Origin of the sequence: Streptomyces sp. XH2 (genome assembly GCF_049725035.1) — a bacterium.
Taxonomy (GTDB): Bacteria; Actinomycetota; Actinomycetes; order Streptomycetales; family Streptomycetaceae; genus Streptomyces; species Streptomyces roseoverticillatus.
In genome coordinates this window covers 426175-448820 of the sequence record NZ_JBMMMZ010000005.1, presented here as the reverse complement: position 1 = coordinate 448820, position 22646 = coordinate 426175, and the positions used below count along the sequence as shown (strand labels likewise).

Sequence of the window (22646 nt, the reverse complement as noted above, 5' to 3'; positions counted from 1 at the left end):
AGCGTGTTCATGGCGGTGACATCTCTGCGTCGCCCGGACGTCCTTCCGCGCTGCTGATCTTTCTGACCGACAGGTTGATCAGTGGACCACTGGAAGGAACGGGTCGATGTCCGTCAGGAAGTTCCGTATCGCCGCCCTCGCCGCCGTACTGACGGCAGTCGTGCTCCCGGCCGCGTCGCCGGCCGTCGCAGCCCCGGCGGTGGCCACCGCCTCGCTCATCGCCGAGGGGCGGGGAGCGCCGGACTACCGGACCTGGCAGGCCGACGTGCAGAAGGCCGTCGCCCCCGCCGTCCCGTGGCTGCGCGGCCGTTCCGCCGGGCACGGTGGGAAACCGGCCATCGTCCTGGACATCGACAACACCGCGCTGGAGACGTACTACCACCCGGGGCGGGCCGACAAGCCCGTGCTGGAGGTGGCCGAATGGGCGCACGCGCACCACATGGCCGTGCTGTTCGTCACCGCCCGCACCTCCTCGTCGTCCGCCCGGCAGCAACTTGAGGACGCCGGTTATCCGGTGGACGCCATGTGCGTGCGGGAGCACGGCGAGAGCAAGGGGGAGGGCAAGGCGCGCTGCCGGAAGGAGCTCACGCGGAACGGCTATGTCATCACCGCCAACATAGGAAACCGGTCGACCGATTTTGTTGGCGGCTACTATGAAAAGGGCTTCAAGCTGCCCGATTACGACGGCGGGCTTTCCTGACGGCAATTCGGCCGGCCGACCTGTCAAGAACGCCTTTTGCGACAACATTGCCGGGAGTCTTGCCCGCCCGGCAGGCGCACGCGTTGAATTCGATCACTCGATCGAAGGCCACCGCCGGTGAGGACACGCTCACCGCAACACCACCCGTGTCCCCCGGTGGTGGCCCCGCACGTCGCACAGCAAGAGGAGCACAACCCGTGACACTTGACGCAGTGGGCAACAGCGCGAACGAACACACTGCTCAGGCAGAACAGCCCGAAGGCCCCGTGTGTTCCTACACCGAGTGGGACCCGCTGGAGGAAGTGATCGTCGGCATCGTCGACGAAGCGAGCTTCCCGACCTGGCACATGGCCCTGCCGCCCGTACTGCCCGGCAACCAGCACGAGACCTTCCGCCGCAACGCCGGACAGCCCTTCCCCGCCGAGCAGGTCGCCGCGGCGCACAAGGAGCTGGAGGAGTTCGCCCACATCCTCACGAGCGAGGGCGTCAAGGTCCGCCGCCCCGAGCCGATCCCCCAGCGCACCGAGTACAGCACGCTGGACTGGAAGAGCACGGGCATGTACGCGGCGATGCCCCGCGACGCGCTCCTCGTGGTCGGCAACGACATCATCGAGTGCCCGATGGCCTGGCGCTCGCGCTACTACGAGACCCTCGCCTACCGCCCGCTGCTCAAGGAGTACTTCCGCGGCGGCGCCAAGTGGAGCTCCGGCCCCAAGCCCGAGCTGACGGACGAGCAGTTCGACCAGAGCTGGACCGACCCGGGCGAGGACGGCCCGCAGCGGCTCGTGGTCACCGAGTTCGAGCCGACCTTCGACGCCGCCGACTTCACGCGCTGCGGGCGCGACATCATCGCCCAGAAGAGCAACGTCACCAACGACTTCGGCATCGAGTGGCTGCGCCGCCACCTCGGCGACGACTACCGCATCCACGTCTTCGAGTTCAACGACTCGCACCCGATGCACATCGACGCGACGCTGGTCCCGATGGCTCCGGGCAAGCTGCTCATCCACCCCGAGCGCGTCCCCGAGGTGCCCGCCCTCTTCAAGGGCTGGGACGTCATGACCGCGCCCGCGCCGGTCATCCCCGACTCGCACCCGCTGTACATGACCAGCAAGTGGATCAATATGAACATCCTCATGCTGGACGAGGAGCGGGTCATCGTGGAGCGGCAGGACCAGCCGATGATCGACGCGATGAAGAAGTTCGGCTTCAAGCCCATCCCGGTCAACTTCCGCAATTTCAACAGCTTCGGCGGCTCGTTCCACTGCGCCACGCTCGACGTCCGCCGCCGCGGCACCCTGGAGTCGTACTTCTAATGACGACCGGGGGGATATGGAAACACACACCGCGGGACGCGATCCTGCTGGTGTTCAGCGTGGCCCAGTTCACCGTAACGATCTGGCTCGCCACCGCGTGGGACGGGGCTCCGGCCCCCTGGAAGGCCGGCAGCTACGCCCTCCTGGCGGTGATGATGGCCTACAACATCATCGTCATCTCCCACCTGTTCACGCACGTGCCGTGGTTCACCTCGTCCCGGCTCAACGGACTGGTGTCGCTCCTGAACTCGGTCAACATCGGCCAGTCGGTGCAGGCGTACCACCTCACCCACGTACGCAACCACCACCGGTTCAACAACGACCTCAAGGGCGCGGACGGCACGACGCGGGACACCTCGTCCACCTATCGCGACGGCAGGGACGGCGAACACGCGCCGCTGCTCCACTTCGTCGTGAAGGGCGCGCTGGACTCGCTCGTGGCCCGGGGCAGGGAGGTCCTCTACGTGGTGCGGTTGTGGCGCGTAGGGGCCGGCGACGCCAACCTGCTGTCGCTGGCCGCCCGCAGGGAGCCGCGCCGCAGCAAGGAACTGCGCCAGGTGCAGGCGGACCGCGCCGCGCACTGCCTGTCGCTCGTGCTGTTCGCGGTGATCTCCTGGCAGTGGACGCTCTTCTGCTACCTGCCGTCGTTCTTCATCGCCCTGGCGATGGTGAACGTGCAGAACTACTACCGGCACTACGGCGCCGACCCGTCCTCCAGGGCGACGGACTCGGTGAGTCACTACGGCCGCCTGTACAACGCGCTCACCTTCAACGACGGCTACCACCAGGAGCACCACCTCAGCCCGGCGACGCACTGGTCACAGATGCCGGTCGTACGGGAGAGGCGCCGGGGGGAGCTGGACAGCCGGCCGCGCATCATCAGCCCGGTCCCGGCCATGCTCGGCTTCCTCGACCGCAGGCGCCCCCTCCTCCACCACGGCACCGCGACCGGCGGCGCACCGTCCACCGCGACCGAGACCCGTCGGAGGAGCGCATGACCACCGGCACCACGGCACCGCAGATCACCGGCAGCGCCCTGCCGCCGGACCAGTTCCGGGTGCACGAGACGCACGGCAGCCTCGACGTCGAGGCCGTCCTCCAGGTGCTGCGCGGGGAGCTGGCCGCCTACCGGGTGACCGGCTTCGTCCCCGAGCAGGACCGCCGGCGGATCGTGGAGAACTTCTGGGCCTCCACGCACCGCACTCCCCGGTACGGGGAGGGGGAGGACGGCGTCGAGGGGTACATCGTCGGCGCGTCGCACATCGAGAAGACGACGGACGCCTACCTGACCGAGGTGGAACGTTCCGCCGACGCCGTACGCGCCCTGTACGAGGGCACGACCGACCCGGTGGCCGCACTGCGCGACCGGCTGGCCGGGCACGGCGGCCTCGCGGGGGTCCGCCCCGCGGTGCACGAGGGGCGTGCCGCCGGCGACTCGAAGGCCGTGCTCTGGAACAACACCGGCGCCTTCCTGCTCATGCCGCACGACGACCTCGCCCAGCTCCGGGACCCGCTGCAGGCGGGTTTCGAGATCCAGGAGCTGCGCCGGGTGATGGCGGTCAACGTCTACCCGCAGGTGCCCGGGGGAACGGGGCAGATCAAGCTGTGGAACGTCGAGCCCGACGACCGCTCCCGGGAGCGGCTCGGCCTGACCTACAGCGGCTTCCCCTACCCGCCGGAACAGCTGGAGGGCCACCCCAGTGTGGTCGTCCCGGTCGAGAGCGGGGACCTGTGCGTGATCAACGGCAACCTCGCGCACGCCGTCCTGGGCGGGGAGACGCCCGCCGGCGACGCCAAGCGGCTGCTGCTGACCTGCTTCACGGCCCTGAACGACGAGAACGAACTCGTCTGGTGGACGTGACGGCCCGCCTGACGGCGGACCTGGTCACGCGGAAGCGGTGAGGGCCGGGGGCGCGGGGAACGATCCCGCGCCCCCGGGCCCTTTTCAGGCGTTCTTGGCCGAGGCCTGCTGCACGACCTCGAAGGACAGCAGGCTGGAGCCCGTGGCCGCCGGCTTCGGGCGGGCGCCGTCGCCGCCCTGGTGGCCCTGCCGCATCGGGCCGTTCATCCAGTTCTGGTAGTCCTCCTCGCTGCGCCAGCGGGTGTAGACGAAGTAGTCGTCCGTGCCCTCCACGGGCCGCAGGAGCTCGAACCACTCGAAGCCGTCGCTGGACTCCACGAGCCCGGCACGTGCGGAGAAGCGCTCCTCCAGAACGGCGCGCTGCTCGGCGGGGACGGTCAGGACGTTGATCTTGACTACGCTCATGCCCCCATGGTGCCCGATGTCCCCGTTACGGGTGTGGCGGGGGTGGCGTGTGGCAGGGGTGGCGTGTTGCGGGGGCGCCGGCGTGGCGATCAAGCCGTGCCCGCCGCCCGTCACGTGCTGCGGGACCCCGCCGCTGCCGCCGTCGTCGGTCACGCGGACGGTGAGGACCTCCGGGCCGTAGTCCGGCGACAGGGCCACGTGCGCCGGCCCGGCGCGTTTGAGCACGTTCGTCAGCGCCTCCTGGAGGATCCGGTAGGCGCACAGGTCCGGGCCCGGCGCCGGGCAGCCCGCTTCGGGTCACGTCCGGCGCCGACTCTTGTGCCGGGCGCGGCGATGTAGTGCGCTGGCACGCATGGGGAAGCAGAGTGCTCTCGTACTGATGGCCGCAGTGGCGGTGGGGCTGGGGTCTCTCGTGACAGGTGTGCCGGGTGTGCCCGGTGCGGCGGGCGTTCATGCGCAAGCCGCCGAACGCGACGACGCCGGTGGCGCACCGCTGCCGGACGGTCCTCCACCGCCGCTGCGCGCCGACCTCGACAGGGTGACGATCCCGGAGCTGCAGGCCCGCATGGCGGACGGATCGCTCACCGCATCCGCGCTGACCGCCGCCTACCTGCGGCGGATCGCCACCGTCGGTCCCAGGATCAACGCGGTGCTGCGCACCGATCCCACCGCCATGCGCCAGGCGGCCGCCAGCGACGCCCGGCACCGGCGCGGCAGCGCCCGCGGACCGCTCGACGGCATTCCCGTCCTGCTCAAGGACAACATCGACACCCACGACATGCCCACGACGGCCGGATCGCTGGCACTGGCCGGCAGCCCGCCGCACACCGACGCGGCCCTCGTCACCAGGCTGCGGGACGCGGGAGCGGTGATCCTCGGCAAGACCAACCTGTCCGAGTGGGCCAACTTCCGTGCGGCGAAGCCGACGTCGGGGTGGTCGGCCGTGGGCGGGCAGACCAGGAACCCCTACGTACTGGACCGGAATCCGTGCGGATCGTCCTCGGGTTCGGCCGCCGCGCTCGCCGCGTCGCTCGCGCAGGTGGCGATCGGGACCGAGACGGACGGCTCCGTCGTGTGCCCGGCGGGGATGAACGGGGTGGTCGGCCACAAGCCGAGCCTCGGGCTCGTCAGCGGGGCCGGCGTGGTGCCGATCTCGGCCGAGCAGGACACCGCGGGGCCCATGGCGCGCAACGTCACCGACGCCGCCCTCACCCTCGCGGTCCTCCGCGGCGACGGCGCCCCGCGCCCCGGTGCCGTCCTCCCGGACGGGCTGACGCGGCGGCCCGGCGGACTGCGCGGCAAGCGGATCGGCCTGTGGCGGCTGCCCTCGCTCGGGCCGGAGGTCGACGCCCTGATGACCCGTACGGCGGGGAAGCTGCGCGAGGCGGGAGCCGTGGTCGTCGAGGTGACGCCCCCGTACCAGGAACGGCTCGCCCAGCTCGAGTTCCCGGCGCTGCTGAGCGAGTTCCACCGGGACATCGACGCCTACCTCGCCGGCCGCGAGGGGCCGCGCGACCTCGCCGGGCTGATCGCGTTCAACCGCGCCCACGCGGCGGAGCGGACCTGCTTCGCCGGCCAGGAACTGTTCGAGCAGGCCCTCGCCGCGCCCCCGGTCACCGACCCGGGGTACCGGGCCGTGCGCGCCGAGCTGAAGGACCTCTCCCGGCGCTCCGTGGACGAGACCATGGCCGCCCACCGGCTGGACGCCATCGCCGCGCCGGCCAACCCGCCCGCCTGGACGACCGACTGCGCGCGGGGCGACAACGACGTGATCCCGTCCTCGACGCCCGCGGCCGTGGCCGGCTACCCGTCGCTGTCGGTGCCCGCCGGATTCGTGGGCGAACTCCCGGTCGGCCTGCTCCTCATGGCCGGTGACCGGCAGGACGGCGAACTGCTGTCGCTGGGCGCCGCGGTGGAGAACAGGCTGAAGGCCTGGCGCGCACCGCGCTATCTGCCGACCGCGGGGTCGCCCGGCGCCTCCCGCTGAACGCTCACGGGGCCCGGCCGCGGCCCGGCCCCGTGCCGCAGGCCCGGCCCGCGCCCGGCGGCGACGGCTCAGCCGGCTCCGACGGGCAGCGGGCTGACCTGCGCCTCCAGCCAGGCGGGCAGGTCCAGCAGGCGCACGCCCTCCTGCTCGTCCGGATCCGTCCGCGCGACCAGGCACACCATGTCCTCGGTGCCGTTGTTCACCGGCATGTGCGGGGTGTCGGCCGGGATGTAGAGGTAGTCGCCCGCGTGCAGCACCACGTGCTCGGCCAGGCCCTCGCCGTGCCACACGTCGACCCGGCCGGACTGGATGAAGACGGCCGATTCATGGCCCTCGTGCAGGTGAGGCCGGCCCCTGGTGCCGGCGGGCATCACCAGCCGGTGGAGGCACAGCCCCGTGGCCCCCGCCGACTGCGCGCTGATGCCCGCCCCGAACAGACCGCCCTGGATGCCCTCGTACTGCCCGGTGCGGACCACCGTGCACTGCTTCTGATCTTCCATGCGCGCAGTACAACAAGTATGCCTGCGGCGTCCGATCGGTTCGGGCCAGGCACCGTACGGGAGTCCACAGCCCGGCGGCGTGTATGCGGATTGCGCATGGTCATTGGTAGGGTGTGCGGCATGAGCACGGGACTGGAGGAGTCGTTGCGCCTGTCGGTGGCCGCGTTGATGCGGACGACGGGGGAGTCGCAGCGCGTGGTCGCCGGTGTGCTGGGGCTGACGCAGGCACAGGTGTCGCGCAGGCAGTCCGGCACGGCGTCGTGGACGCTGGGCGACGTGGACGCCCTCGCCGTGCATTACGGCATCGGCGCCCTCGACCTGCTGGCCGGCCCGGCCCGCGCGTGCGAGGCGTTGCCGGCCGCCCGGCGCCGGGTCGCCACGACCACGCGGGGGGTGCGGTCCGGTGGCTGACTTCGACGCGATCGACTCGCTGCTCGCCGCCGTCGGCCCGGAGGCCGCCCTGCCCGCCCCCGGGGTGCGCCGGGAACTGCGGGAGCGGGCCCGGCTGTCCAAGGCCCAGGTTGCCCGGGCGCTCGGGGTGAGCCCGTCCACGGTGGCCGGCTGGGAAGGCACCCGGGATCCGTCCGGTGAGATCCGTACCAGGTACGCGTATCTGCTGGACGGACTGGCCGCCAAGTTCGAGGCCGGTGCCGAGCCGGAGGCGACGCCGGAGCCGGATAAGGCCCCCGCTGCCCCCGTCGTTGCACCGGACCCGGGCAAGGACGATGCCGGCGAGGGCGACGACGTCGAGTCGCTCGCCGTGCCGGAGCCGTGCGTGCTGTGCGGGCGTCCGGCCGGGAGCCGGGTGGCGGGCTTCGCGCAGCATCTGGACCCGGCGGACTGCCGAGCCGTGCCCCATGCCGTGACTGCTTCCGCCCCTCCCGCCCCTCCCGCGCCTCCCGCCCCTTCCGCCCCTGGGGCGGCCGAAGCCCCGGCGCGGCAGGACGGCACGCTGCGTACAGTGCGCCCTTCCGGCCGTTCGCAGGGCCCGGCCCGGCGCGCGTTCCAGGAGCCGTCCGGCCCCGTCGACCTGATCGGCGAGGCGGTCCGGGGCGCCCTCGCCGAGCACCAGGGCGACGTGGAAGCGGCCACGGCCGCCCTGCTGAAGCGGGCGATCCCGGATGCGATGCGGCTGCTGGACGAGACGCGCAAGGGCGCCCGCTACGACATCGTCGCCCACCCGTGGATCCCCGACATCCTGCGCAAGCAGACCTCGCGCGGCGCCGACCAGATCTGGGAGGCCCGCCCCAAGTGGACCCGCCACGAGCTGCCGCCGGGCCACCATGAGGTGACCGCGCTCGACATCAACGGCGCCTACCTCTCCGCCCTCAAGACCCACCTGCCCCTCGGGCAGCTGGAGCACTCCGCCGGCCTCGCCCACGACCGCCGCCGCGCCGGCGTCCACCTCATCACCCCACCCGCATGGGAGCACGAGGACGTGCTGCCGAACCCGATCGGCCGGCGCGACGAACCCGGCCCCCTGTGGGTCACCGAACCCACCCTCCGCCTCCTCCTGCGCCTGTCCGGCCCGAAGTACGGGCTGTGCGAGCCGCCCGTGATCCACGAGTCCTACACCTCCGGGGCGACGGAGAACCTGCTGGAGAAGTTCCGCGTCGCCCTCAAGGACGCCCGCGACGCCGCGATCGCCGCCGGGGACGAGGTCACCCTGGAGTACGTGAAGGCGATGTACTCCAAGTTCGTCTCCACCATGGGGGAGTCGAACTACAACCGGGAGCTCTACCGCCCGGACTGGATGCACATCATCCGCTCCCAGGCGTTCGCCAATCTCTGGATGAAGGCCCTCAAGGCCCACGACGAGGGGCTCACGGTGGTCCGTGCGATGGGCACCGACGAGCTCCACGTCATCGGCGACTGGCGCCGTGTCTTCGCCGAGGGCCGGGGCGTTACCGAAGTCAAGGTCAAGGACGCCTATACCGCTGCCGCCGGAACGGGGGAGGAGGAGTAGATGCCGCAGAAGACCATCGACTTCGGCAAGTACGGCGCCCGGGGCGTCAAGGGCAGCGAAGCCGTCGCCCGCAAGCTCGACGAACTCGCCGGCGGCATCACCACCCCCGTGACCGCCCGCCGCGGCCTCATGGCCCGCCTGCACTACCTGACGAGGACGGCCCACGCGCGCAAGGCCGCGCACGACGCCGGCCTGACCGTCACCGACCGCACCCTCAAGGCGTGGCTGGACGGCAGGCGCAGCCCGTCGAAGGCCAACCTGGAACGCATCGAGCGGGCCTACCGCACGGTGCGCCGCCAGAACGTCGCCCGCCACCTCCTGCGTCGCCTGAACGCCTCCGGCGGGACGCGCGTGGAGATCCACCCGCTCAACCAGTCCCAGGTGCCGCGGCCGCTGCAGCGCGTGGTCGAGTACCGGACGATGAACGTCCGGCGCTGGGACCGCATCGTCGCCGCGTGGGCCGCCGGAGACGACCGGGGGCTCGACGACGCCTGGGCGGACACGATCGTCGACCTGGGCTCTCAGTGGGGCCAGTACGAGTACGTCACGAACATCGGTTTCGCCGCCTGAGGACGGACCGGGCGATCGGCGGTCATGTCGTCCACGGCCGGCGCTCCCCCCTGTCGAGCGGGCGTACCGCGTCGGCGCCCTGCAGCTTGTCCGGGTTGCGCATGACGTAGAGGGCGGTGATCCGGCCGTCGTGGATCTCGAAGGCGAGCAGCCAGTCGAGCTCGCCGCCCGTGAGGGAGCGCGCCGCGGGCATGCCGTTGTAGGTGGCGTGTTCGAGGCGGGTCGCCGGGGTGATGCTCGTGCGGGCCACGCCGAGGACGTAGCGGGCGACGTCGACGCTGCCGGTGACCGGCCGGCGGGCGGCGGCCGCCTTCCCGCCGCCGTCGGAGACCTGCACGACGTCGGGCGCCAGCAGGTCCATCAGCGCCTGGACCTCGCCGGTCGCCGCCGCGAGCAGGAACCGCTGGACGACCTCCCGGGCCGCGCCGGAGTCGGGCTCGAAACGGCGGCGGCGCGCGTGGACGTGCCGGCGGGCGCGGTGCGCGATCTGCCGGACGGTCACCTCCGTCTTGCCGATCGACGCGGCGATCTCGCCGTGGGTGTAGCCGAACACGTCGTGCAGCACGAACACCGCGCGCTCGGCCGGGCTCAGCGTCTCCAGGACGAGCATCATGGCCATCGACACCGACTCGGCCAGGATCGCGTCCTCGCTCACCCCGGGCGCCGTACGGATCGGCTCGGGCAGCCACGAGCCGACGTACTCCTCGCGCCGCGCCCTGACCGTGCGCAGGTGGTTGAGGGCCTGCCGGGTGACCACGCGGACCAGGTAGGCCCGCGGGTGCTCGACCGTGGCCGGATCGACCGCGCTCCAGCGCAGGTAGCTCTCCTGCAGGACGTCCTCGGCGTCGGCGGCGCTGCCCAGCATCTCGTAGGCGATGGTGAACAGCAGCGGACGGTGCTCGGTGAAGGCGTCGTCCTCAGTCATGGCCTGCCTTCCTCATGAGGTGCACCGGGTTCCTCTCGTCGGATCGTTGGAACATCGGAGCCTTGGAGTATCGGAGTCTTGGAGCATCGGAGTGCCGGATGCCCATCGAGACACGCCGCACCGGCGGACCGTGACAGTCCGCCGCTGTGATCCCGTTCACCATGCGGGCGCGGTCCGGTGGCTCTGTAGAGTGACCGCCGTGAAATCGAAGATCGTCTCAGTGCTCATAGCAGGTGTGGTGTGTCTCGCGGCCGCCGGATGCGGAGGTGGGAAGTCCGGCGCGGACGGCGTCGGCGGCAAGCCGAAGCCGGCCGGCACCGTCCTGCCGCAGCGGCTGGACGAACCGCCCGCCATGCCCGACGAGAAGCCGCAGCCCTCCCCGGCCGCCGACGCCTCGTTCAGCGAGAACCTGGAGTACGAGCTGCGCCGCAAGACCCGGGACATGGCCAGTGCGACGGGCAGCATCACCGCCGAGTGCCCCGAGGACCTGGCGTCGAAGAGCGGGACGCAGACGACCTGCAAGACCACCTACGAGGGCCTCCAGGTGGAGTGGGACGTGCGCATCGGCGACAAGTCCGCCTGGTCCAGCAGCATGGTGACGTACACGGCGACCCCGCGTCAGGGGATCCTCACGCGCGACGGCGTCGCCCGCCTGCTCTACGGCAACTTCAGGGGCAGCATCGACTACGCCCTCTGCAACGACATCCCCAAGGCTGTGCTGGCACCCTTGAACGCCCCGTCCAAGTACGGCTGCGACGTGGTCATGAAGGGCCAGAAGCCGTCGGGCTTCGCCCAGCCCGTGCGGGCCACCGACTCCGGGCCGCGGTACTACTGATGGTGACGGAAGCGGCGTGGAACGCGGCGGTGCTGCGGCTCCTCGACGACCCCTACACCTTCGTGGCCACCGGCCCCCGCCGGCACGAGGACTGGGCCCACGACGTCCTCGCCGTGCTGTACCGGGCGGTGTCCGACCCGCGCGGCTGGATCCGGCTGGACGGGGAGATCAATGACATCGGGGGTCCCATGCTGCCCGCTTACCCCTTCGACCCGCCGGCCGCGGCGGAGTTCCCCGGCTGCCTGTACCGCCTGGAGGCGGAGGCGGCGGTCGCCGCGCTCGCCGTCATGACGGAGGAGTGGGGGTCGGAACCGGCCCCCGTCCGCTCCCGCCCGGACCGGGACGCCGTGCTGGCGGACGCCCGGACCCTGCTCAGCAGGTACGGCCCCGGCGCGCGGTACTGGACCAACGCGACGGCCGCCGCCTCCGACCCCGCCCCGGACTTCGTCGGGGCGGGCCTGCAGGGCACGCTTTCCCACAGCTTCCTCACCTCCGCGTACCTCTGCGGCCTCGACCTGTTCGACGACCTGGGCCTCATCGCGGTGAGCGACGACGAGGTGGGCGTCTTCTGGTCGATCGGGGCGTACTGACGCCCGGCGCCCCGGTCCCGCCGGTGCTCAGTGTCCCAGCCGGCTCAGGGCCTGCTCCGGGTAGCGCGCGCCGGCCACCGCCTCGGCGGGCACGGCGTCGCCGATCCGCGCCAGCTGCTCCGGCGTCATGACCAGGTCCACGGCCGCGGCGTTCTCTTCGAGGCGGGCGAGGCGTTTGGTGCCGGGGATCGGAATGATGTCGTCGCCCTGGGCGAGCAGCCAGCCGAGCGCCGCCTGCGCGGGAGTGCAGCCGATCTCCCCGGCGACGGCTTCGAGGGCGCGTACGAGCGCGAGGTTGCGCCCGATGTTCTCCGTGGAGAACCGGGGCCAGCGCCGCCGGTTGTCGTCTTCGGAGAGCTCGTCGCGCGAGGAGACGGCGCCGGCGAGCATGCCGCGGCCCAGGGGCGAGTACGCCACCACGGCCGTGCCGAGCTCCCGGCAGGTCGCGAGCATGTCGCCCTCCACCACGTCCCGGGTGGCCAGTGAGTACTCCATCTGCACGGCGCTGACGGGATGCACGGCGTGCGCGTCCCGCAGCGTCCGGGAGCTCACTTCCGACAGCCCGAGGAAACGCACCTTGCCGGCGGCGACGAGTTCCGCCATGGCCCCCACGGTCTCCTCGACCGGCACCTCGGGGGAGCGGCGGTGGACGTAGTACAGGTCGATGTGGTCGACGCCCAGCCTGCGGAGGGAGGCGTCACAGGCCCGCTTCACGTGCTCCGGCGAATTGTCGACCCGGTCGACCCGTCCGCTGACGGGGTCGTGCCGCAGCCCGAACTTGGTGGCGAGGAAGAAGCCCTCGCGCGCCCGGCCCCGCAGCCAGTTCCCCAGGAGTTCCTCGTTGGCGCCGCGCCCGTAGGCGTCCGCCGTGTCGAGGAAGGTGACGCCCAGCTCGGCGGCGCGGTCGAGGGTGCGCCGGGCCTCCGCCGGATCGGCGGGCCCGTAGGCGATGGACATGCCCATGCACCCGAGACCGACGGCCGAGACGGTCGCACCGCTGCCACCGAGTCTGCGGTTCTTCATGACCTGCTTCTCCTCACGCGTCCCATGGTTCACTGCCCCGCTGCGCCGGCCCTGGTTCGCTGCCCGCCGCCCTGGCCCTGTTTCACCAGGGCGGAATAGGCGCGGGCCACCCCGACCAGCCGGGAGACCTCGCCCGCGTAGTCCACGTCCGAAGGAACGAAGGACGTCACGGTCGGCGGCTCCTCGGACAGTTCGACTTCCCGCATCTTCGCATCGATCGCCGCCGCCACGAGGGCCGCCTCGGCATCCGCGGTCGCGCCGTCCGGCTCCTGCGGCATGTACGGGCGCAGGGCGAGGATCCCGTCCTGGATCTCGATGACGCGCCGGTAGAGCCGGTAGTTGATGTCGTACGGCGCGAAGCGGACGAGTCTCGAACGCTCCGGAGGGCTCAGCGCGATGTTCGGGCTGGCGGCGCAGAGGTCGCTCCACAGCCGGTGGAGCTTCTGGTGGGCCAGGAAGTGGTCCGTGCGCTGCCGGGCGGCGGAGAGCCGCGGGCCCCAGGACGGCATGGTGAGCCCGGCGGCGAGGAAGGTGATGCCGATGCCGTTGGCGACGGGGGTGACGGCTTCCCAGTCCAGCGGGGCCAGGCCCAGCTGCACCGCCACGACCGCCCAGGCCCGGTTGAGGCAGTAGACGAGGTAGGCGGCGGCGCCGATCGCCGTGCAGTGCAGACCACGGCGGAGCCACGTGCGGCCGGAGACCCTGCCGTACCGCAGGCTGAGCCGGATGATCTCGACCATGCTCGCACCGAACGCGGTGACGTACAGCAGCAGATAGGCGGCCGTGACGGGCTTGTGCGCGTTCTGCAGCAGGTAGTGCTGCGACCGCTGACCGGACCCGTCGTCACCGGCCCACCACAGGATGATCATGGCCGTGCCGCAGAGGGCGGTCGCGGTCAGGATCATGCGGATCCTGGCACGCGCCACGTCCCGCGGATGGACCCAGTGCACGATCGCGATCAGGAAGGCGGCGCTGGAGGAGGCCCCGCCCATGAGGTGGATGCCGAGGGCTCCCAGGTTCCGGACGCCGAGGCAGGCGTCGACGCCGGCCGACACCGCGGGGGTCGACAGGACGAAGGAGACGCCCTTGCAGAGGAAGGCGGCGAGGAGGGCGATCAGCGCCGGGTCCCGGCTGTCCCTCCGCACGTCGAGGAGCTTGTACAGGAAGGCGACGGCGCAAAGGGCGGCGCAGAAGGGGAAGATGACGCTCTTCAGGCCCAGCACTGCGCCTCCCCGGCGAGGAGCGGTGAGGTCACAGTGACCTCTCTATGCGGGCCACGGTTTCCGCGTCCACCGAGGGGACGGCCCACTTGCTCTCCAGCGGCGGGCGGGTGACGTGCTCCAGGATCAACGACGCCATGATCTCGGCTTCCTGCTCCTCCTCCGTCGAATAGCTGGTCCGGCCGAGGGCCTCGCGCACCCGCTGGGCGTCGAGGTGCGGGAACATCGTGAACAGGCCCGAGGTGCCGGCCGGATCGGTCTCCCCCCGGTGGCTGCAGATCATGTGCGCGAGTTCGTGCGCGATGATGTGGTCCTGGTGGAGCCGGCTGGTGTTGGCCTCGAAGATGACGATGTCGGCCGTGTCCAGCGCGACCCACATCCCGCACGGGTAGGACGCGCCCATGATCACCGGAGCGAGGTGGAGCGGCCGGTCCCGCTCGCGGCTCAGGTGTTCGCACAGCGTCACGATGTCGCAGTGATCCGGTAGTTCGAGCCCGGTCAGCAGGGCTTGGGCGCCTCGGCGTAACCGCCGCAGTGCCCGCCTGGATCCATGGCCGGCAGCCGCGGATCCGGAACTGCCGACGTGGACGTGATGTGCTCCCACTGACTCTCTTTCACCCGCTCGTTGCCAGAAGACCAGAAGACCAAAAACCCGGCGATGCCTGCCGTGCGCTACGCGTCGTCGGTGCGCGGCACCCGCGGCAGCCCCTCCAGCGAGCACACCCCCTCGGCGGGAGAATCTACTCGCCCACCGGTCGGCAAGTCGATACGGTCGGCGCCCCCGCGGAGAAGGGGCGGAGTCCTTGCCGGGGCAGCCGGTGACCAAGGCCCGCACCCCCCCACCACGGATCCTCGTGGAGCCCCGCCGAGGAACGGCGACAATACGGCCAGGGCGCTGACGCTGCTCTCCTATGCCGACGCCCGCAGCCGAGGGAGACGGTCACCTTGACGACCACCCACGGACACCCCGCCCCCGCCTTCCGGATCCGGCCCGCGACGGACGCCCGTCGGCAGGGCATCGGCAGCGCGCTCCTCGCCCGGGTCCGCGAGGCCGCGCCGGGCGCCTTTTCCCCGCACGTCTTCCAGCGCAACGATGCCGCCATCGCCTTCGAGCGGTGCGCGGTCCCGGCCGTTCCTGCCGGTGCTCTCTCCGGTGTCTCCCCGGCCGCCGAGACGTCGCAGGAAGCCCTTCTGCCGAATCTGGACCACAACGTGACCGGATAAACATACACAGCTACATACGGATGAATGTGTCCCGCAATTGCTGTGCAAGGAGCCTCCCGGCCCGTCAGTCTGCTGACCGGAGAACTCCGGTATCGCGGACCACCGTTCGCGATGCCCGCATGCGTAGCGAAGGGACCCCCGGATGCCCCAGCTTGACGGCGCCTCTCCGCTCCAGGCGGGAGCGCGCAGCGCCCTCCGCCCGCACGACGCCGCAGCCGGCGGGGCGGGGCCGGCCCTGGCGGAGGCGGTGCACGGGCTCCTCGCGGGGCCGACGGGGCTGGGGACTTCGGCGGTCCGCCTGTTCCGTACGGCCCCCGCGCCGGCCTCGCCGACCGACGGCGGCCTGCCGTCACAGGCTCCCGCCACCGCACCGGAATCCGCGCCCCCGGCCGAGCAGGACGCCGCCCGCCCCTCGGACGAGGGCTCGGAAGGGTCTTCCGTCGTCGTGCCGCCGCTCTACTGCCCGGACGCCGAGCGGGACGATCCGGCCCTCGGCGAAGAGGTCAACAACCGGCTCGTCGAGTGGGCCGAGGAGATCGGCATCTTCCGGGGCCGCCTCGAACGGCTGCGGTCGCACAACTTCGGGCGGCTGTTCATGCTCGCCCACCCCGACACCGACGACCCCGAGCGCATCCTCATCGCCGCCAAGTGCGGGCTCGCCGAATGGGCCGTCGACGACCACTGGGTCGACGAGGGCGAGGACACCAGCCCGGAGCTGATCGGCTCCCGCCTGGCCATGGCCCACGCCGTCGTCGACCCCGTCCGGCTCCCGGCCCGCTACCTCGGGGAGTTCGAGAACGTCGTCCGGAAGGAGCCGGTGCTGCGCGCCTTCCGCACCTGCCTCGACCACCTGGCGGAGATCGCGAGCCCCACCCAGGTCGCGCGGCTGCGCCACGAACTCGCCGTGATGTTCGTGGGCTACAACCAGGAAGCGGAGTGGCGCAGTTCCGGGCGGACCCCCGCCGTGTGGGAGTACCTGCTGCACCGCTATGAGAACGCCTTCTACCCGTGCATGGTCCTGATCGACCCGGTCGGCGGCTACGAACTCCCGGCCGCGGAGTTCGCCGACGCGCGCGTACGCCGGACGTACCTGTACGCCGGCACGGCCAACGTGCTGCTCAACGACCTGTATTCGATGACCAAGGAAGACCCCACCGACACCAACCTGCCCAACCTCATCGCCGCCGAGGACAACTGCTCGCTGCAGGAGGCGGTGGACCGCGCGGCGTGCATCCACGACGAGCTGATGCACACGGTGGAGGCCGAGTGCGCCGTCCTGAGCGCGGCAGGCTCACCCGAGCTGCGGCGCTACCTGACCGGGCTGTGGGCCTGGATGGGCGGCAGCAAGGAGTGGCACGCCACCAGCCCCCGCTACCGCGAAGCACCGGTCAAGTGACGCGGTGACTCCCGGCTGGCCCGGTGACTCCCAGCGATTTCCTTCCAGTTGAGTTCCTATCAGTTCACCAGCTATCGGAAAGAGAAGACACGGTGACCATTCAGGAGATCTCCGCCCCGGTCCTCGCCAGCGCGTACCAGCGGTCCGTCGCCGATTACTGGAACCGCGAGAAGAACCCGGTCAACCTCCGCCTCGGCGAAGTGGACGGCATCTACCACCACCACTACGGCATCGGCGACGCCGACTGGTCGGTCCTGGAGGGCCCGGAGGAGACCCGCGACGAGCGGATCACCGCCGAGCTGCACCGGCTGGAGTGCGCCCAGGCGGATCTGCTCCTGAGCCACCTGGGCCCCATCACCCCCGACGACCACCTGCTGGACTCCGGCTCGGGCCGCGGCGGCAGCAGCCTCGTCGCCAACCAGCGGTTCGGCTGCCACGTCGACGGCGTCTCCATCTCCGAGACCCAGGTGGCGTTCGCCAATGAGCAGGCCGAGAAGCACGGCGTGTCCGACAAGGTGCGCTTCCACCTCAAGAACATGCTGGACACCGGCTTCGAGACGGACCGCTTCCGGGCCATCTGGAACAACGAGAGCACCATGTACGTCGACCTGTCCCAGCTGTTCCCGGAGTACGCCCGGATGCTGCGGCACGGCGGCCGGTACGTGACCATCACCGGCTGCTACAACGACAGCTACGGCCTGCCCTCCCGGGCCGTCAGCGAGATCAACGCCCACTACATCTGCGACATCCACCCGCGCAGCAGCTACTTCAAGGAGATGGCGAAGAACCGCCTCGTCCCGGCCGCCGTGGTGGACCTGACCGAGGCCACCATCCCGTACTGGGAGCTGCGCGCCCAGTCGCCCCTGGCCACCGGCATCGAGAAGGCCTTCCTGACCGCGTACAAGGACGGCAGCTTCCAGTACCTGCTCATCGCGGCCGACCGGGTCTGACGGAGTGCGGCGCCCCCTGGTCCCCGGCGGTCCGCCGTCGGGGACCAGGGGGCGCGCCCGTTCTCACCCTCCGTCCCCCGGACCTTCCTCCCGCTCCAGGCTGTTGCAGGCGTCCAGGAGAGCGGCCAGCCGGTGGGAAGGGGAGTGGGGGCGGACCGCCAGGTACGTACGGACGGCGGGGGCGGGGGCGGTGAACGGGCGGAAGGAGATGCGGGGAGCCGGCTGGATGCGGGCTTGCGCCGCGTAGTAGACCGTCCAGCTCGGCCTGCCGGTGGCGATCGCGGCCAGAGTGTCCTGGTCGGTGGTGAACGCCGCACCCATGACCGGCTCGAAGCCCGCGGCGCGGCAGGCGCCGACGACCGTGTCGACCAGGTACGGGTTGGTGTCACGGGGCGCGATCCGCAGGGGCAGGCCGGCCAGGTCGGAGAGGGCCACCCGCGGCCCTGCGGCCAGGGGGTGGCCGGCGGGCAGGGCGGCGACGAGGGCGTCGCGCCAGAGGGGAAGAAGCTCCAGGCCAGGGTTGTGCGCGTCCGCGCCCCTGACGAAGGCGGCGTCCAGCTCCCCGTCGCGCACCTGCTGGAGCCGGGCCGCCCGGGGCGCGCTGACCAGCTCGACCATCAGCTGCGGGGCCCGTTCGGTCAGCGCGGTCAGCACCGCGTCCAGACGGAGGCCGAGCCCGGTGGTGGTGCCGACCCGCAGGGTCGATTCCTGCTCGGCGCGCAGCGCGGCCATGGCTTCGAGCGCCGAACGCTCGGCTTCCAGGACGGCGCGGGCGTGCGCCTGGAAGGTCTTCCCCGCGGCCGTCAGCGTCACGGTGCGGGTCGTGCGGTCGAACAGCTTGAGGCCGAGCTCGCGCTCGAGCCGCCGGATCTGCTGGCTGACGGTCGGCTGCACGATGCGCAGCCGCTCGGCGGCGCGTCCGAAGTGCAGTTCCTCGGCCACCGCTGCGAAGTAGCGCACCTGACGCAGTTCCACGCCGCCTCCCCCATTCATCACGTTTCCTGATCAGTCTAGGAGCGGACTGCTCCTTGGTCGTCGCCCCCCTGTCCACTGGAATGGGTCACGTCACAACAGCGCGGCACGGGCCGCTGATCCACCGGTCCTGCGGCTCCACCGGCGCTACGGCTCCACCGGGGTTACGGGATCCACTGACGCTACGGGCTCCAGCGGCGCTACGGGCTCCAGCGGTTTCACCGGCACCCACCGGCAGGCCCGCAGAGGAAGGGACAGGACGATGGCCTACGCGACCGTCAACGGCACCACGCTCCACTACCAGGACCTCGGCTCCGGCCGGCCCCTGGTGTTCCTGCACGGCTGGGGCACCAGCGGCCGCGTATGGGACGCCCAGGCCGCCGACCTGATGGCCGACCACCGTGTGATCACCCTCGACTGGCGGGGCTGCGGCCGGTCGGACCGGCCCGCCACCGGCTACACCATCGACGCCGTCACCCGCGACATCCTGCAATTCATCGACGCCTTGGCGCTCGACCGGCCGGTGCTGATCGGCTCGTCGATCGCGGGGGCGTTCACGATCGAGGCCGCGCTCGCCGCCCCGGACCGCATCGGCGCGATCATCCCGGTGGACGCCGGCATCCACCACTTCTCCGGGATGCGGGACGCGATGGACGAGCTGCTGGCGGACCTGCGCGCCGACAGGGCGGGCACCCTGGCGGACTTCGTGCCGCACTGGTACCGCCCCGGAGCGAGTGCCGCCATGGTCGACTGGACGGTACGGCAACTGCTGGACGCCACCTTCCTCATCGACCAGCTCGTCGTCGACCAGGCGGACTACGACCCCCGGCCCCGGCTGGGCCGCGTACGGGTCCCCACCCACTTCCTGCACGGCGAGCTGGACACCGAGGTCCCGCTGTCGGTTCCGCGCGAGTGCGCCGACCTGATCCCCGGCGCCCGCCTGACCGTCATCGAAGGTGCCGGCCACATGTCCCAGCAGGACCGGGCCGAGCGCTTCAACGAGGCGCTCCGCGCGGCCCTGGGCCGGACGGCCATTGCCCCGGCCGCCTGACCTGACCCACTGCCCGCTCTCTGAAACCAGCACTCTCCGAAACTGAAACCAGCACTCTCCCAAAGTCCGAAAGACAGAAAGTAAGAACACCATGCCCGTAGTCGACGTCGCCGTCTCCGGCGGCATCAGCAAGGCCCACTACCTCGTCACCGGAAACGGCCCCGGCCTGGTCCTGGTGCACGGCACCGGAGCCACCGGCCAGGCCAACTGGGGACCGCTCATCGAGGCCCTCAGCGACCGGTACACCATCGTCGCCCCGGACCTGCCCGGCGCGGGCGGAACCCGTGATCCCGGTGGGCCCATCACCCTCCACGACATGGTCGCCCACGTCGTGACGGCGGCCCGGGACGCCGGTCTCGAACGCTTCCACCTCGCCGGGCACTCCCTGGGCGCCGTCGTGGCCACGGCCACCGCGGGACTGCACCCTGATCTGGTCGACTCCCTGACGGTCCACGCCGGATGGGTCCGGGCCGACGCGCAGATGGCGTTCCAGTTCGAGCTGTGGAAGGAACTGGTCCGCACCGACCCGGCCGCGATGGCGCGGATGCTGCTGCTCACAGCCATCGGCAAGGACACCCTCCGTGCCTGGGACAGCACTGCTTTCGACCAGGCGGCCACCGCCTTCATGGGCTTGCTGGACGGGGACAGGGACCGGGACGGTTTCGCCCGGCTGTCCGAAGCCAACGCCACCATCGACCTCACCGGCCTGCTCCCGGGCGTCACGGCCCCGACACTGATCATCTCCAGCGCCGACGACCGCATCGTCTTCCCGCACCACCAGCTCGAACTTGCCGACGGGATACCCCACGCCCGGCTGCTGCGCGTACCCGGCGGGCACGGCCTCCCGGCCGAGAACCCGGAGCTGCTGACCGCCAAGGTCGCGGAACACCTCGCTCAAGTCACCCAAGCGAGCTGACCGCCGGGGGCGTCAGGCGAAGCCGTCAGGGGAGCCGGGGTGCGTCAGGCGAGCGGGATGACCGTCCGAGGGGGATGACCGTCCGGTATTTGCCGCCGGGTGTCTGCTGGGGCGGCTCCTCGGCCCGCTGAACGGTGACGTGGCCCAGGCCGTTGCCGGCGAGCAGGCGGGTCAGCTCCTGGAGGACGGTCCGCCACGCGCGGTCCGGGTCGGCGCCGGCGGCCGGGAGCATGCGTACGCGCAGGGTCGCCGGGGCGATCTGCTCGATCTGGAACAGTTCGATGCCGGGGGTGCGGTCGAAGAGCGTGCCGAAGGCCAGAGGGGAGAGGCTCACGTGGCCGCCGCTGCCGGTGGGGAAGGTGAGGACGTCACCGGCGCGGCCTCGCACGCGGATCGCCGGGAGCGGGCTGCCGCAGGGGCACGGGTCGGGCCGGAGCAGGACGCTGTCGCCGAGGTCGTAGCGGAGGAACGGCTGCACGCGGTTGGCGAGGTTGCTGACCAGGACGGTGTGGGAGAACTCTCCGGGAGGGGTGGGCCGGTGGCCGGCGTCGACCGGCTCCAGCACAGCCCAGTCGCTGTTGACGTGGTACCAGCCTTCCGCGCAGCTGTGGCTGAGGTAGGTGCACTCGGTCGCGGCGTAAGCCGTACGGACCGTGGCACCGAAGGCGCGGGCGATGCGGTCGGTGTCGCGCGTGGTCATCGTCTCGCCCGCGGGCAGGATGAGCAGCGGGTCGATGTGCAGGCGGCCGGCTTCCTGCTCGGCGGTGAGCAGCATGATGGTGCTCGTGTAGCCGATGACGACGGCGGGGCGGTAGGCGTTGAGCCCGGCGACCAGCCGCGGCATCGGCGTGTGCACGGAGAACGCGCGGAGCATCTTTCCGCGCCGGCCGCCCTCGCGGACCACGCGGGAGTATCCGGCGAAACTCGCGTAGTGCCCGCCGGTGGCCACCAGGTGGGCGAAGCGCCCGCCGCGGAGGGTGGCCCGGACGATGCCGGCCGGACCCAGCCAGGAGACGAGCGCGCGGGAGATCAGGGCGGAGCCGACGTCCATGTACCGGTCGTCGAGCACGAACAGGCCGCGCCGGCCGCTGGTGCCCGACGTGGTGGCCACCAGGTACTTCCCGGCGAAGCGCCGCCCGATCAGGTCCGGGTCGCCGGCGAACGCCCGTACCTTCTCCTGAGTGACGTCGCGGTCGGTCACCCAGTCGTCGAAGTGCCCCATCAGCGTCTTCTTGTCGGTGACCGGCAGCAGTGCCGGATCCTCCACCCGTTCGGGGAGGCCGCGGTAGAGGTCGCGGTAGTACGGCGACGCGGCGCGGGCGTGGGCGACCATGCCGGCCAGCCGGTCGCGCTGCCGCCGCATGATCGCGTCCGCGCCCAGCCTGCGTGCCCGGCGGATGTCCCGCCCCAGCCACCTCTTGCTCTCGCTCGTGGAGTTCATCGACCGGTACTCCTTCGGGGAGCGGGTACGGCTGACGGCCGGTAGCCGGCCTGACGGAGGACGGCGGTGAAGTAGGCCCTGACCTCGTCCGGGCCGGTGGTGTCGGGGTGCGTGGCGAGGTGCTGCAGCGCCGCGCCGCTGAGCATCTGCTGCAGGAGCTCCGGGTCGCTGCCCGGCGGCAGCCGCCCGGCCGCGCGGGCCCGTTCGAGTACGACGCGCACGGCCCGCCCGCGGTGGCGTCCGTGCGCGTCGTGATAGGCGCGGAGTAGTTCTGGGAGGTCGTCCACCGTGGCGTAGAGGCGGCGGGCCAGCCGGCGGGAGCGGGGGCTGCTGAGGTGACCGGCCCAGTCCGTGATCATGGCGTCGACGTCCGGCCAGTCCAGCGAGCCGGGGTCGAGATCGCGGTACTCCCACTCGATCGCCCGTACCAGCAGGCCGGTCAGGGTCGGGAAGCGGCGGTAGACGGTGGCGCGGGTGACCCCGGCGCGGCGCGCGACCTGCTCGATGCCGGCGGCGCCGGCACCCCGCTCGATCAGGAGGTCCAGCGCCGCCGACAGGATCGCCTCGTCCGCCTCCCGGCTGCGGGGACGGCCGGGAGGGCGCGTGCCCGCAGCCGGCGTGGTGGTGCTGCTAGTGGTGCTGATACTGCTGCTGGTGCTGGTGCTGGTGCTGGTGCTGGTGCTGGTGCTGGTGCTGCTGGTGCTGCTGGTGCTGCTGGTGGTGGTCCGCCGGTCGTTGTCGCCTCCAGGGCTCATGGATTTACGATACAGCGCACGTCTGTATTGTAAATACGTTTCG

General features: G+C 71.5%; 24 protein-coding genes. 15 read left to right on the top strand and 9 right to left on the bottom strand.

Annotated elements, in window-relative coordinates; genetic code table 11:
- The first annotated feature begins 106 nt into the window (after positions 1–106).
- From ACOTKD_RS13255 to ACOTKD_RS13240, 4 genes are all read left to right on the top strand, one after another.
- Positions 107–700 (top strand): HAD family acid phosphatase, encoded by a 594-nt coding sequence (locus ACOTKD_RS13255; RefSeq protein WP_424889097.1) that lies wholly within the window; start codon positions 107–109, stop codon positions 698–700.
- 197 nt (positions 701–897) lie between these two features.
- The gene (locus tag ACOTKD_RS13250; RefSeq protein WP_424889096.1) at positions 898–2016 is read left to right on the top strand and encodes an amidinotransferase; all 1119 of its coding nucleotides are present in this window, start codon (positions 898–900) and stop codon (positions 2014–2016) included.
- Positions 2016–3014, top strand: coding sequence for a fatty acid desaturase family protein (locus ACOTKD_RS13245; RefSeq protein ID WP_424889095.1), 999 nt, complete (start codon positions 2016–2018; stop codon positions 3012–3014). The genes ACOTKD_RS13250 and ACOTKD_RS13245 overlap by 1 nt, the downstream gene beginning before the upstream one ends.
- Positions 3011–3877, top strand: a complete 867-nt coding sequence (locus tag ACOTKD_RS13240; protein ID WP_424889094.1) for a hypothetical protein — start codon at positions 3011–3013, stop codon at positions 3875–3877. The genes ACOTKD_RS13245 and ACOTKD_RS13240 overlap by 4 nt, the downstream gene beginning before the upstream one ends.
- Before the next feature lie 84 nt (positions 3878–3961).
- On the opposite strand, the gene ACOTKD_RS13235 is transcribed toward ACOTKD_RS13240, so the two are convergent.
- On the bottom strand, positions 3962–4282 hold the full coding sequence (locus ACOTKD_RS13235) for an antibiotic biosynthesis monooxygenase family protein (protein ID WP_359095820.1): 321 nt from the start codon (positions 4280–4282) through the stop codon (positions 3962–3964).
- A gap of 352 nt (positions 4283–4634) precedes the next feature.
- Here ACOTKD_RS13235 and ACOTKD_RS13230 point away from each other — a divergent pair, with 352 nt between their 5' ends.
- On the top strand, positions 4635–6269 hold the full coding sequence (locus ACOTKD_RS13230) for an amidase (RefSeq protein WP_424889093.1): 1635 nt from the start codon (positions 4635–4637) through the stop codon (positions 6267–6269).
- Positions 6270–6337: 68 nt separating this feature from the next.
- Here the strand turns inward: ACOTKD_RS13230 and ACOTKD_RS13225 are convergent, their stop codons facing one another.
- On the bottom strand, positions 6338–6769 hold the full coding sequence (locus ACOTKD_RS13225) for a cupin domain-containing protein (protein WP_424889092.1): 432 nt from the start codon (positions 6767–6769) through the stop codon (positions 6338–6340).
- Positions 6770–6889: 120 nt separating this feature from the next.
- On the opposite strand from ACOTKD_RS13225, the gene ACOTKD_RS13220 reads away from it, so the two are divergent.
- From ACOTKD_RS13220 to ACOTKD_RS13210, 3 genes are read left to right on the top strand one after another with little or no spacing between them, the layout of a single operon-like run.
- Positions 6890–7180: a helix-turn-helix domain-containing protein gene (locus ACOTKD_RS13220; protein WP_424889091.1), complete on the top strand. Its 291-nt coding sequence runs from the start codon at positions 6890–6892 to the stop codon at positions 7178–7180.
- Positions 7173–8735 carry a helix-turn-helix domain-containing protein gene (locus ACOTKD_RS13215; RefSeq protein WP_424889090.1) on the top strand — a complete coding sequence of 521 codons (1563 nt, stop codon included), beginning with the start codon at positions 7173–7175 and terminating at the stop codon, positions 8733–8735. Before ACOTKD_RS13220 ends, ACOTKD_RS13215 begins: the two co-directional genes overlap by 8 nt.
- Complete coding sequence (locus tag ACOTKD_RS13210) at positions 8736–9305, top strand: transcriptional regulator (RefSeq protein ID WP_424889089.1); 570 nt, start codon at positions 8736–8738, stop codon at positions 9303–9305. It abuts the gene before it with no gap.
- Between the two features lie 22 nt (positions 9306–9327).
- Here the strand turns inward: ACOTKD_RS13210 and ACOTKD_RS13205 are convergent, their stop codons facing one another.
- The gene (locus ACOTKD_RS13205) at positions 9328–10230 is read right to left on the bottom strand and encodes an RNA polymerase sigma-70 factor (RefSeq protein ID WP_424889088.1); all 903 of its coding nucleotides are present in this window, start codon (positions 10228–10230) and stop codon (positions 9328–9330) included.
- Positions 10231–10429: 199 nt separating this feature from the next.
- On the opposite strand from ACOTKD_RS13205, the gene ACOTKD_RS13200 reads away from it, so the two are divergent.
- Complete coding sequence (locus ACOTKD_RS13200; RefSeq protein ID WP_424889087.1) at positions 10430–11065, top strand: hypothetical protein; 636 nt, start codon at positions 10430–10432, stop codon at positions 11063–11065.
- Positions 11065–11655, top strand: a complete 591-nt coding sequence (locus tag ACOTKD_RS13195) for a hypothetical protein (protein ID WP_424889086.1) — start codon at positions 11065–11067, stop codon at positions 11653–11655. The genes ACOTKD_RS13200 and ACOTKD_RS13195 overlap by 1 nt, the downstream gene beginning before the upstream one ends.
- Before the next feature lie 27 nt (positions 11656–11682).
- Here the strand turns inward: ACOTKD_RS13195 and ACOTKD_RS13190 are convergent, their stop codons facing one another.
- Genes ACOTKD_RS13190 through ACOTKD_RS13180 form a run of 3 tightly spaced genes read right to left on the bottom strand, consistent with a single transcriptional unit; the run spans position 11683 to position 14364 of the window.
- Positions 11683–12678: an aldo/keto reductase gene (locus ACOTKD_RS13190; RefSeq protein ID WP_424889085.1), complete on the bottom strand. Its 996-nt coding sequence runs from the start codon at positions 12676–12678 to the stop codon at positions 11683–11685.
- Between the two features lie 29 nt (positions 12679–12707).
- The gene (locus ACOTKD_RS13185; protein WP_424889084.1) at positions 12708–13901 is read right to left on the bottom strand and encodes an MAB_1171c family putative transporter; all 1194 of its coding nucleotides are present in this window, start codon (positions 13899–13901) and stop codon (positions 12708–12710) included.
- Between the two features lie 28 nt (positions 13902–13929).
- Positions 13930–14364: a toxin gene (locus ACOTKD_RS13180; RefSeq protein WP_424889083.1), complete on the bottom strand. Its 435-nt coding sequence runs from the start codon at positions 14362–14364 to the stop codon at positions 13930–13932.
- A gap of 479 nt (positions 14365–14843) precedes the next feature.
- Between ACOTKD_RS13180 and ACOTKD_RS13175 the strand changes: the two genes are divergently transcribed.
- The 3 genes from ACOTKD_RS13175 (at position 14844) to ACOTKD_RS13165 (ending at position 17468) form a co-directional block, all read left to right on the top strand.
- Complete coding sequence (locus ACOTKD_RS13175; protein ID WP_424889082.1) at positions 14844–15122, top strand: hypothetical protein; 279 nt, start codon at positions 14844–14846, stop codon at positions 15120–15122.
- 142 nt (positions 15123–15264) lie between these two features.
- Positions 15265–16518 carry a family 2 encapsulin nanocompartment cargo protein terpene cyclase gene (locus ACOTKD_RS13170; protein ID WP_424889081.1) on the top strand — a complete coding sequence of 418 codons (1254 nt, stop codon included), beginning with the start codon at positions 15265–15267 and terminating at the stop codon, positions 16516–16518.
- A 92-nt stretch (positions 16519–16610) separates the two neighbouring features.
- Complete coding sequence (locus ACOTKD_RS13165) at positions 16611–17468, top strand: geranyl diphosphate 2-C-methyltransferase (protein ID WP_424889080.1); 858 nt, start codon at positions 16611–16613, stop codon at positions 17466–17468.
- A 63-nt stretch (positions 17469–17531) separates the two neighbouring features.
- On the opposite strand, the gene ACOTKD_RS13160 is transcribed toward ACOTKD_RS13165, so the two are convergent.
- A complete protein-coding gene (locus tag ACOTKD_RS13160) occupies positions 17532–18443 on the bottom strand; it encodes a LysR substrate-binding domain-containing protein (RefSeq protein ID WP_424889079.1) in 912 nt (303 codons plus the stop codon).
- Between the two features lie 259 nt (positions 18444–18702).
- Here ACOTKD_RS13160 and ACOTKD_RS13155 point away from each other — a divergent pair, with 259 nt between their 5' ends.
- Both ACOTKD_RS13155 and ACOTKD_RS13150 read left to right on the top strand, forming a co-directional pair.
- Entirely contained in the window at positions 18703–19491 is a 789-nt protein-coding gene (locus ACOTKD_RS13155; RefSeq protein WP_424889078.1) for an alpha/beta fold hydrolase, read from the top strand.
- A 91-nt stretch (positions 19492–19582) separates the two neighbouring features.
- Entirely contained in the window at positions 19583–20407 is an 825-nt protein-coding gene (locus tag ACOTKD_RS13150; RefSeq protein ID WP_424889077.1) for an alpha/beta fold hydrolase, read from the top strand.
- Between the two features lie 25 nt (positions 20408–20432).
- On the opposite strand, the gene ACOTKD_RS13145 is transcribed toward ACOTKD_RS13150, so the two are convergent.
- Together ACOTKD_RS13145 and ACOTKD_RS13140 are read right to left on the bottom strand one after the other, a co-directional pair.
- Positions 20433–21848: a phenylacetate--CoA ligase family protein gene (locus ACOTKD_RS13145; RefSeq protein WP_424889076.1), complete on the bottom strand. Its 1416-nt coding sequence runs from the start codon at positions 21846–21848 to the stop codon at positions 20433–20435.
- Positions 21845–22603 carry a TetR/AcrR family transcriptional regulator gene (locus tag ACOTKD_RS13140; protein ID WP_424889075.1) on the bottom strand — a complete coding sequence of 253 codons (759 nt, stop codon included), beginning with the start codon at positions 22601–22603 and terminating at the stop codon, positions 21845–21847. Before ACOTKD_RS13140 ends, ACOTKD_RS13145 begins: the two co-directional genes overlap by 4 nt.
- Positions 22604–22646 lie beyond the last annotated feature (43 nt).

Coding starts and splice junctions, on each gene's coding strand:
- ACOTKD_RS13255 (WP_424889097.1), top strand. CDS start 107: ATGTCCGTCAGGAAGTTCCGTATCGCCGCCCTCGCCGCCGTACTGACG.
- ACOTKD_RS13245 (WP_424889095.1), top strand. CDS start 2,016: ATGACGACCGGGGGGATATGGAAACACACACCGCGGGACGCGATCCTG.
- ACOTKD_RS13240 (WP_424889094.1), top strand. CDS start 3,011: ATGACCACCGGCACCACGGCACCGCAGATCACCGGCAGCGCCCTGCCG.
- ACOTKD_RS13235 (WP_359095820.1), bottom strand. CDS start 4,282: ATGAGCGTAGTCAAGATCAACGTCCTGACCGTCCCCGCCGAGCAGCGC.
- ACOTKD_RS13230 (WP_424889093.1), top strand. CDS start 4,635: ATGGGGAAGCAGAGTGCTCTCGTACTGATGGCCGCAGTGGCGGTGGGG.
- ACOTKD_RS13225 (WP_424889092.1), bottom strand. CDS start 6,769: ATGGAAGATCAGAAGCAGTGCACGGTGGTCCGCACCGGGCAGTACGAG.
- ACOTKD_RS13220 (WP_424889091.1), top strand. CDS start 6,890: ATGAGCACGGGACTGGAGGAGTCGTTGCGCCTGTCGGTGGCCGCGTTG.
- ACOTKD_RS13210 (WP_424889089.1), top strand. CDS start 8,736: ATGCCGCAGAAGACCATCGACTTCGGCAAGTACGGCGCCCGGGGCGTC.
- ACOTKD_RS13205 (WP_424889088.1), bottom strand. CDS start 10,230: ATGACTGAGGACGACGCCTTCACCGAGCACCGTCCGCTGCTGTTCACC.
- ACOTKD_RS13195 (WP_424889086.1), top strand. CDS start 11,065: ATGGTGACGGAAGCGGCGTGGAACGCGGCGGTGCTGCGGCTCCTCGAC.
- ACOTKD_RS13190 (WP_424889085.1), bottom strand. CDS start 12,678: ATGAAGAACCGCAGACTCGGTGGCAGCGGTGCGACCGTCTCGGCCGTC.
- ACOTKD_RS13170 (WP_424889081.1), top strand. CDS start 15,265: ATGCCCCAGCTTGACGGCGCCTCTCCGCTCCAGGCGGGAGCGCGCAGC.
- ACOTKD_RS13155 (WP_424889078.1), top strand. CDS start 18,703: ATGGCCTACGCGACCGTCAACGGCACCACGCTCCACTACCAGGACCTC.
- ACOTKD_RS13150 (WP_424889077.1), top strand. CDS start 19,583: ATGCCCGTAGTCGACGTCGCCGTCTCCGGCGGCATCAGCAAGGCCCAC.
- ACOTKD_RS13145 (WP_424889076.1), bottom strand. CDS start 21,848: ATGAACTCCACGAGCGAGAGCAAGAGGTGGCTGGGGCGGGACATCCGC.
- ACOTKD_RS13140 (WP_424889075.1), bottom strand. CDS start 22,603: ATGAGCCCTGGAGGCGACAACGACCGGCGGACCACCACCAGCAGCACC.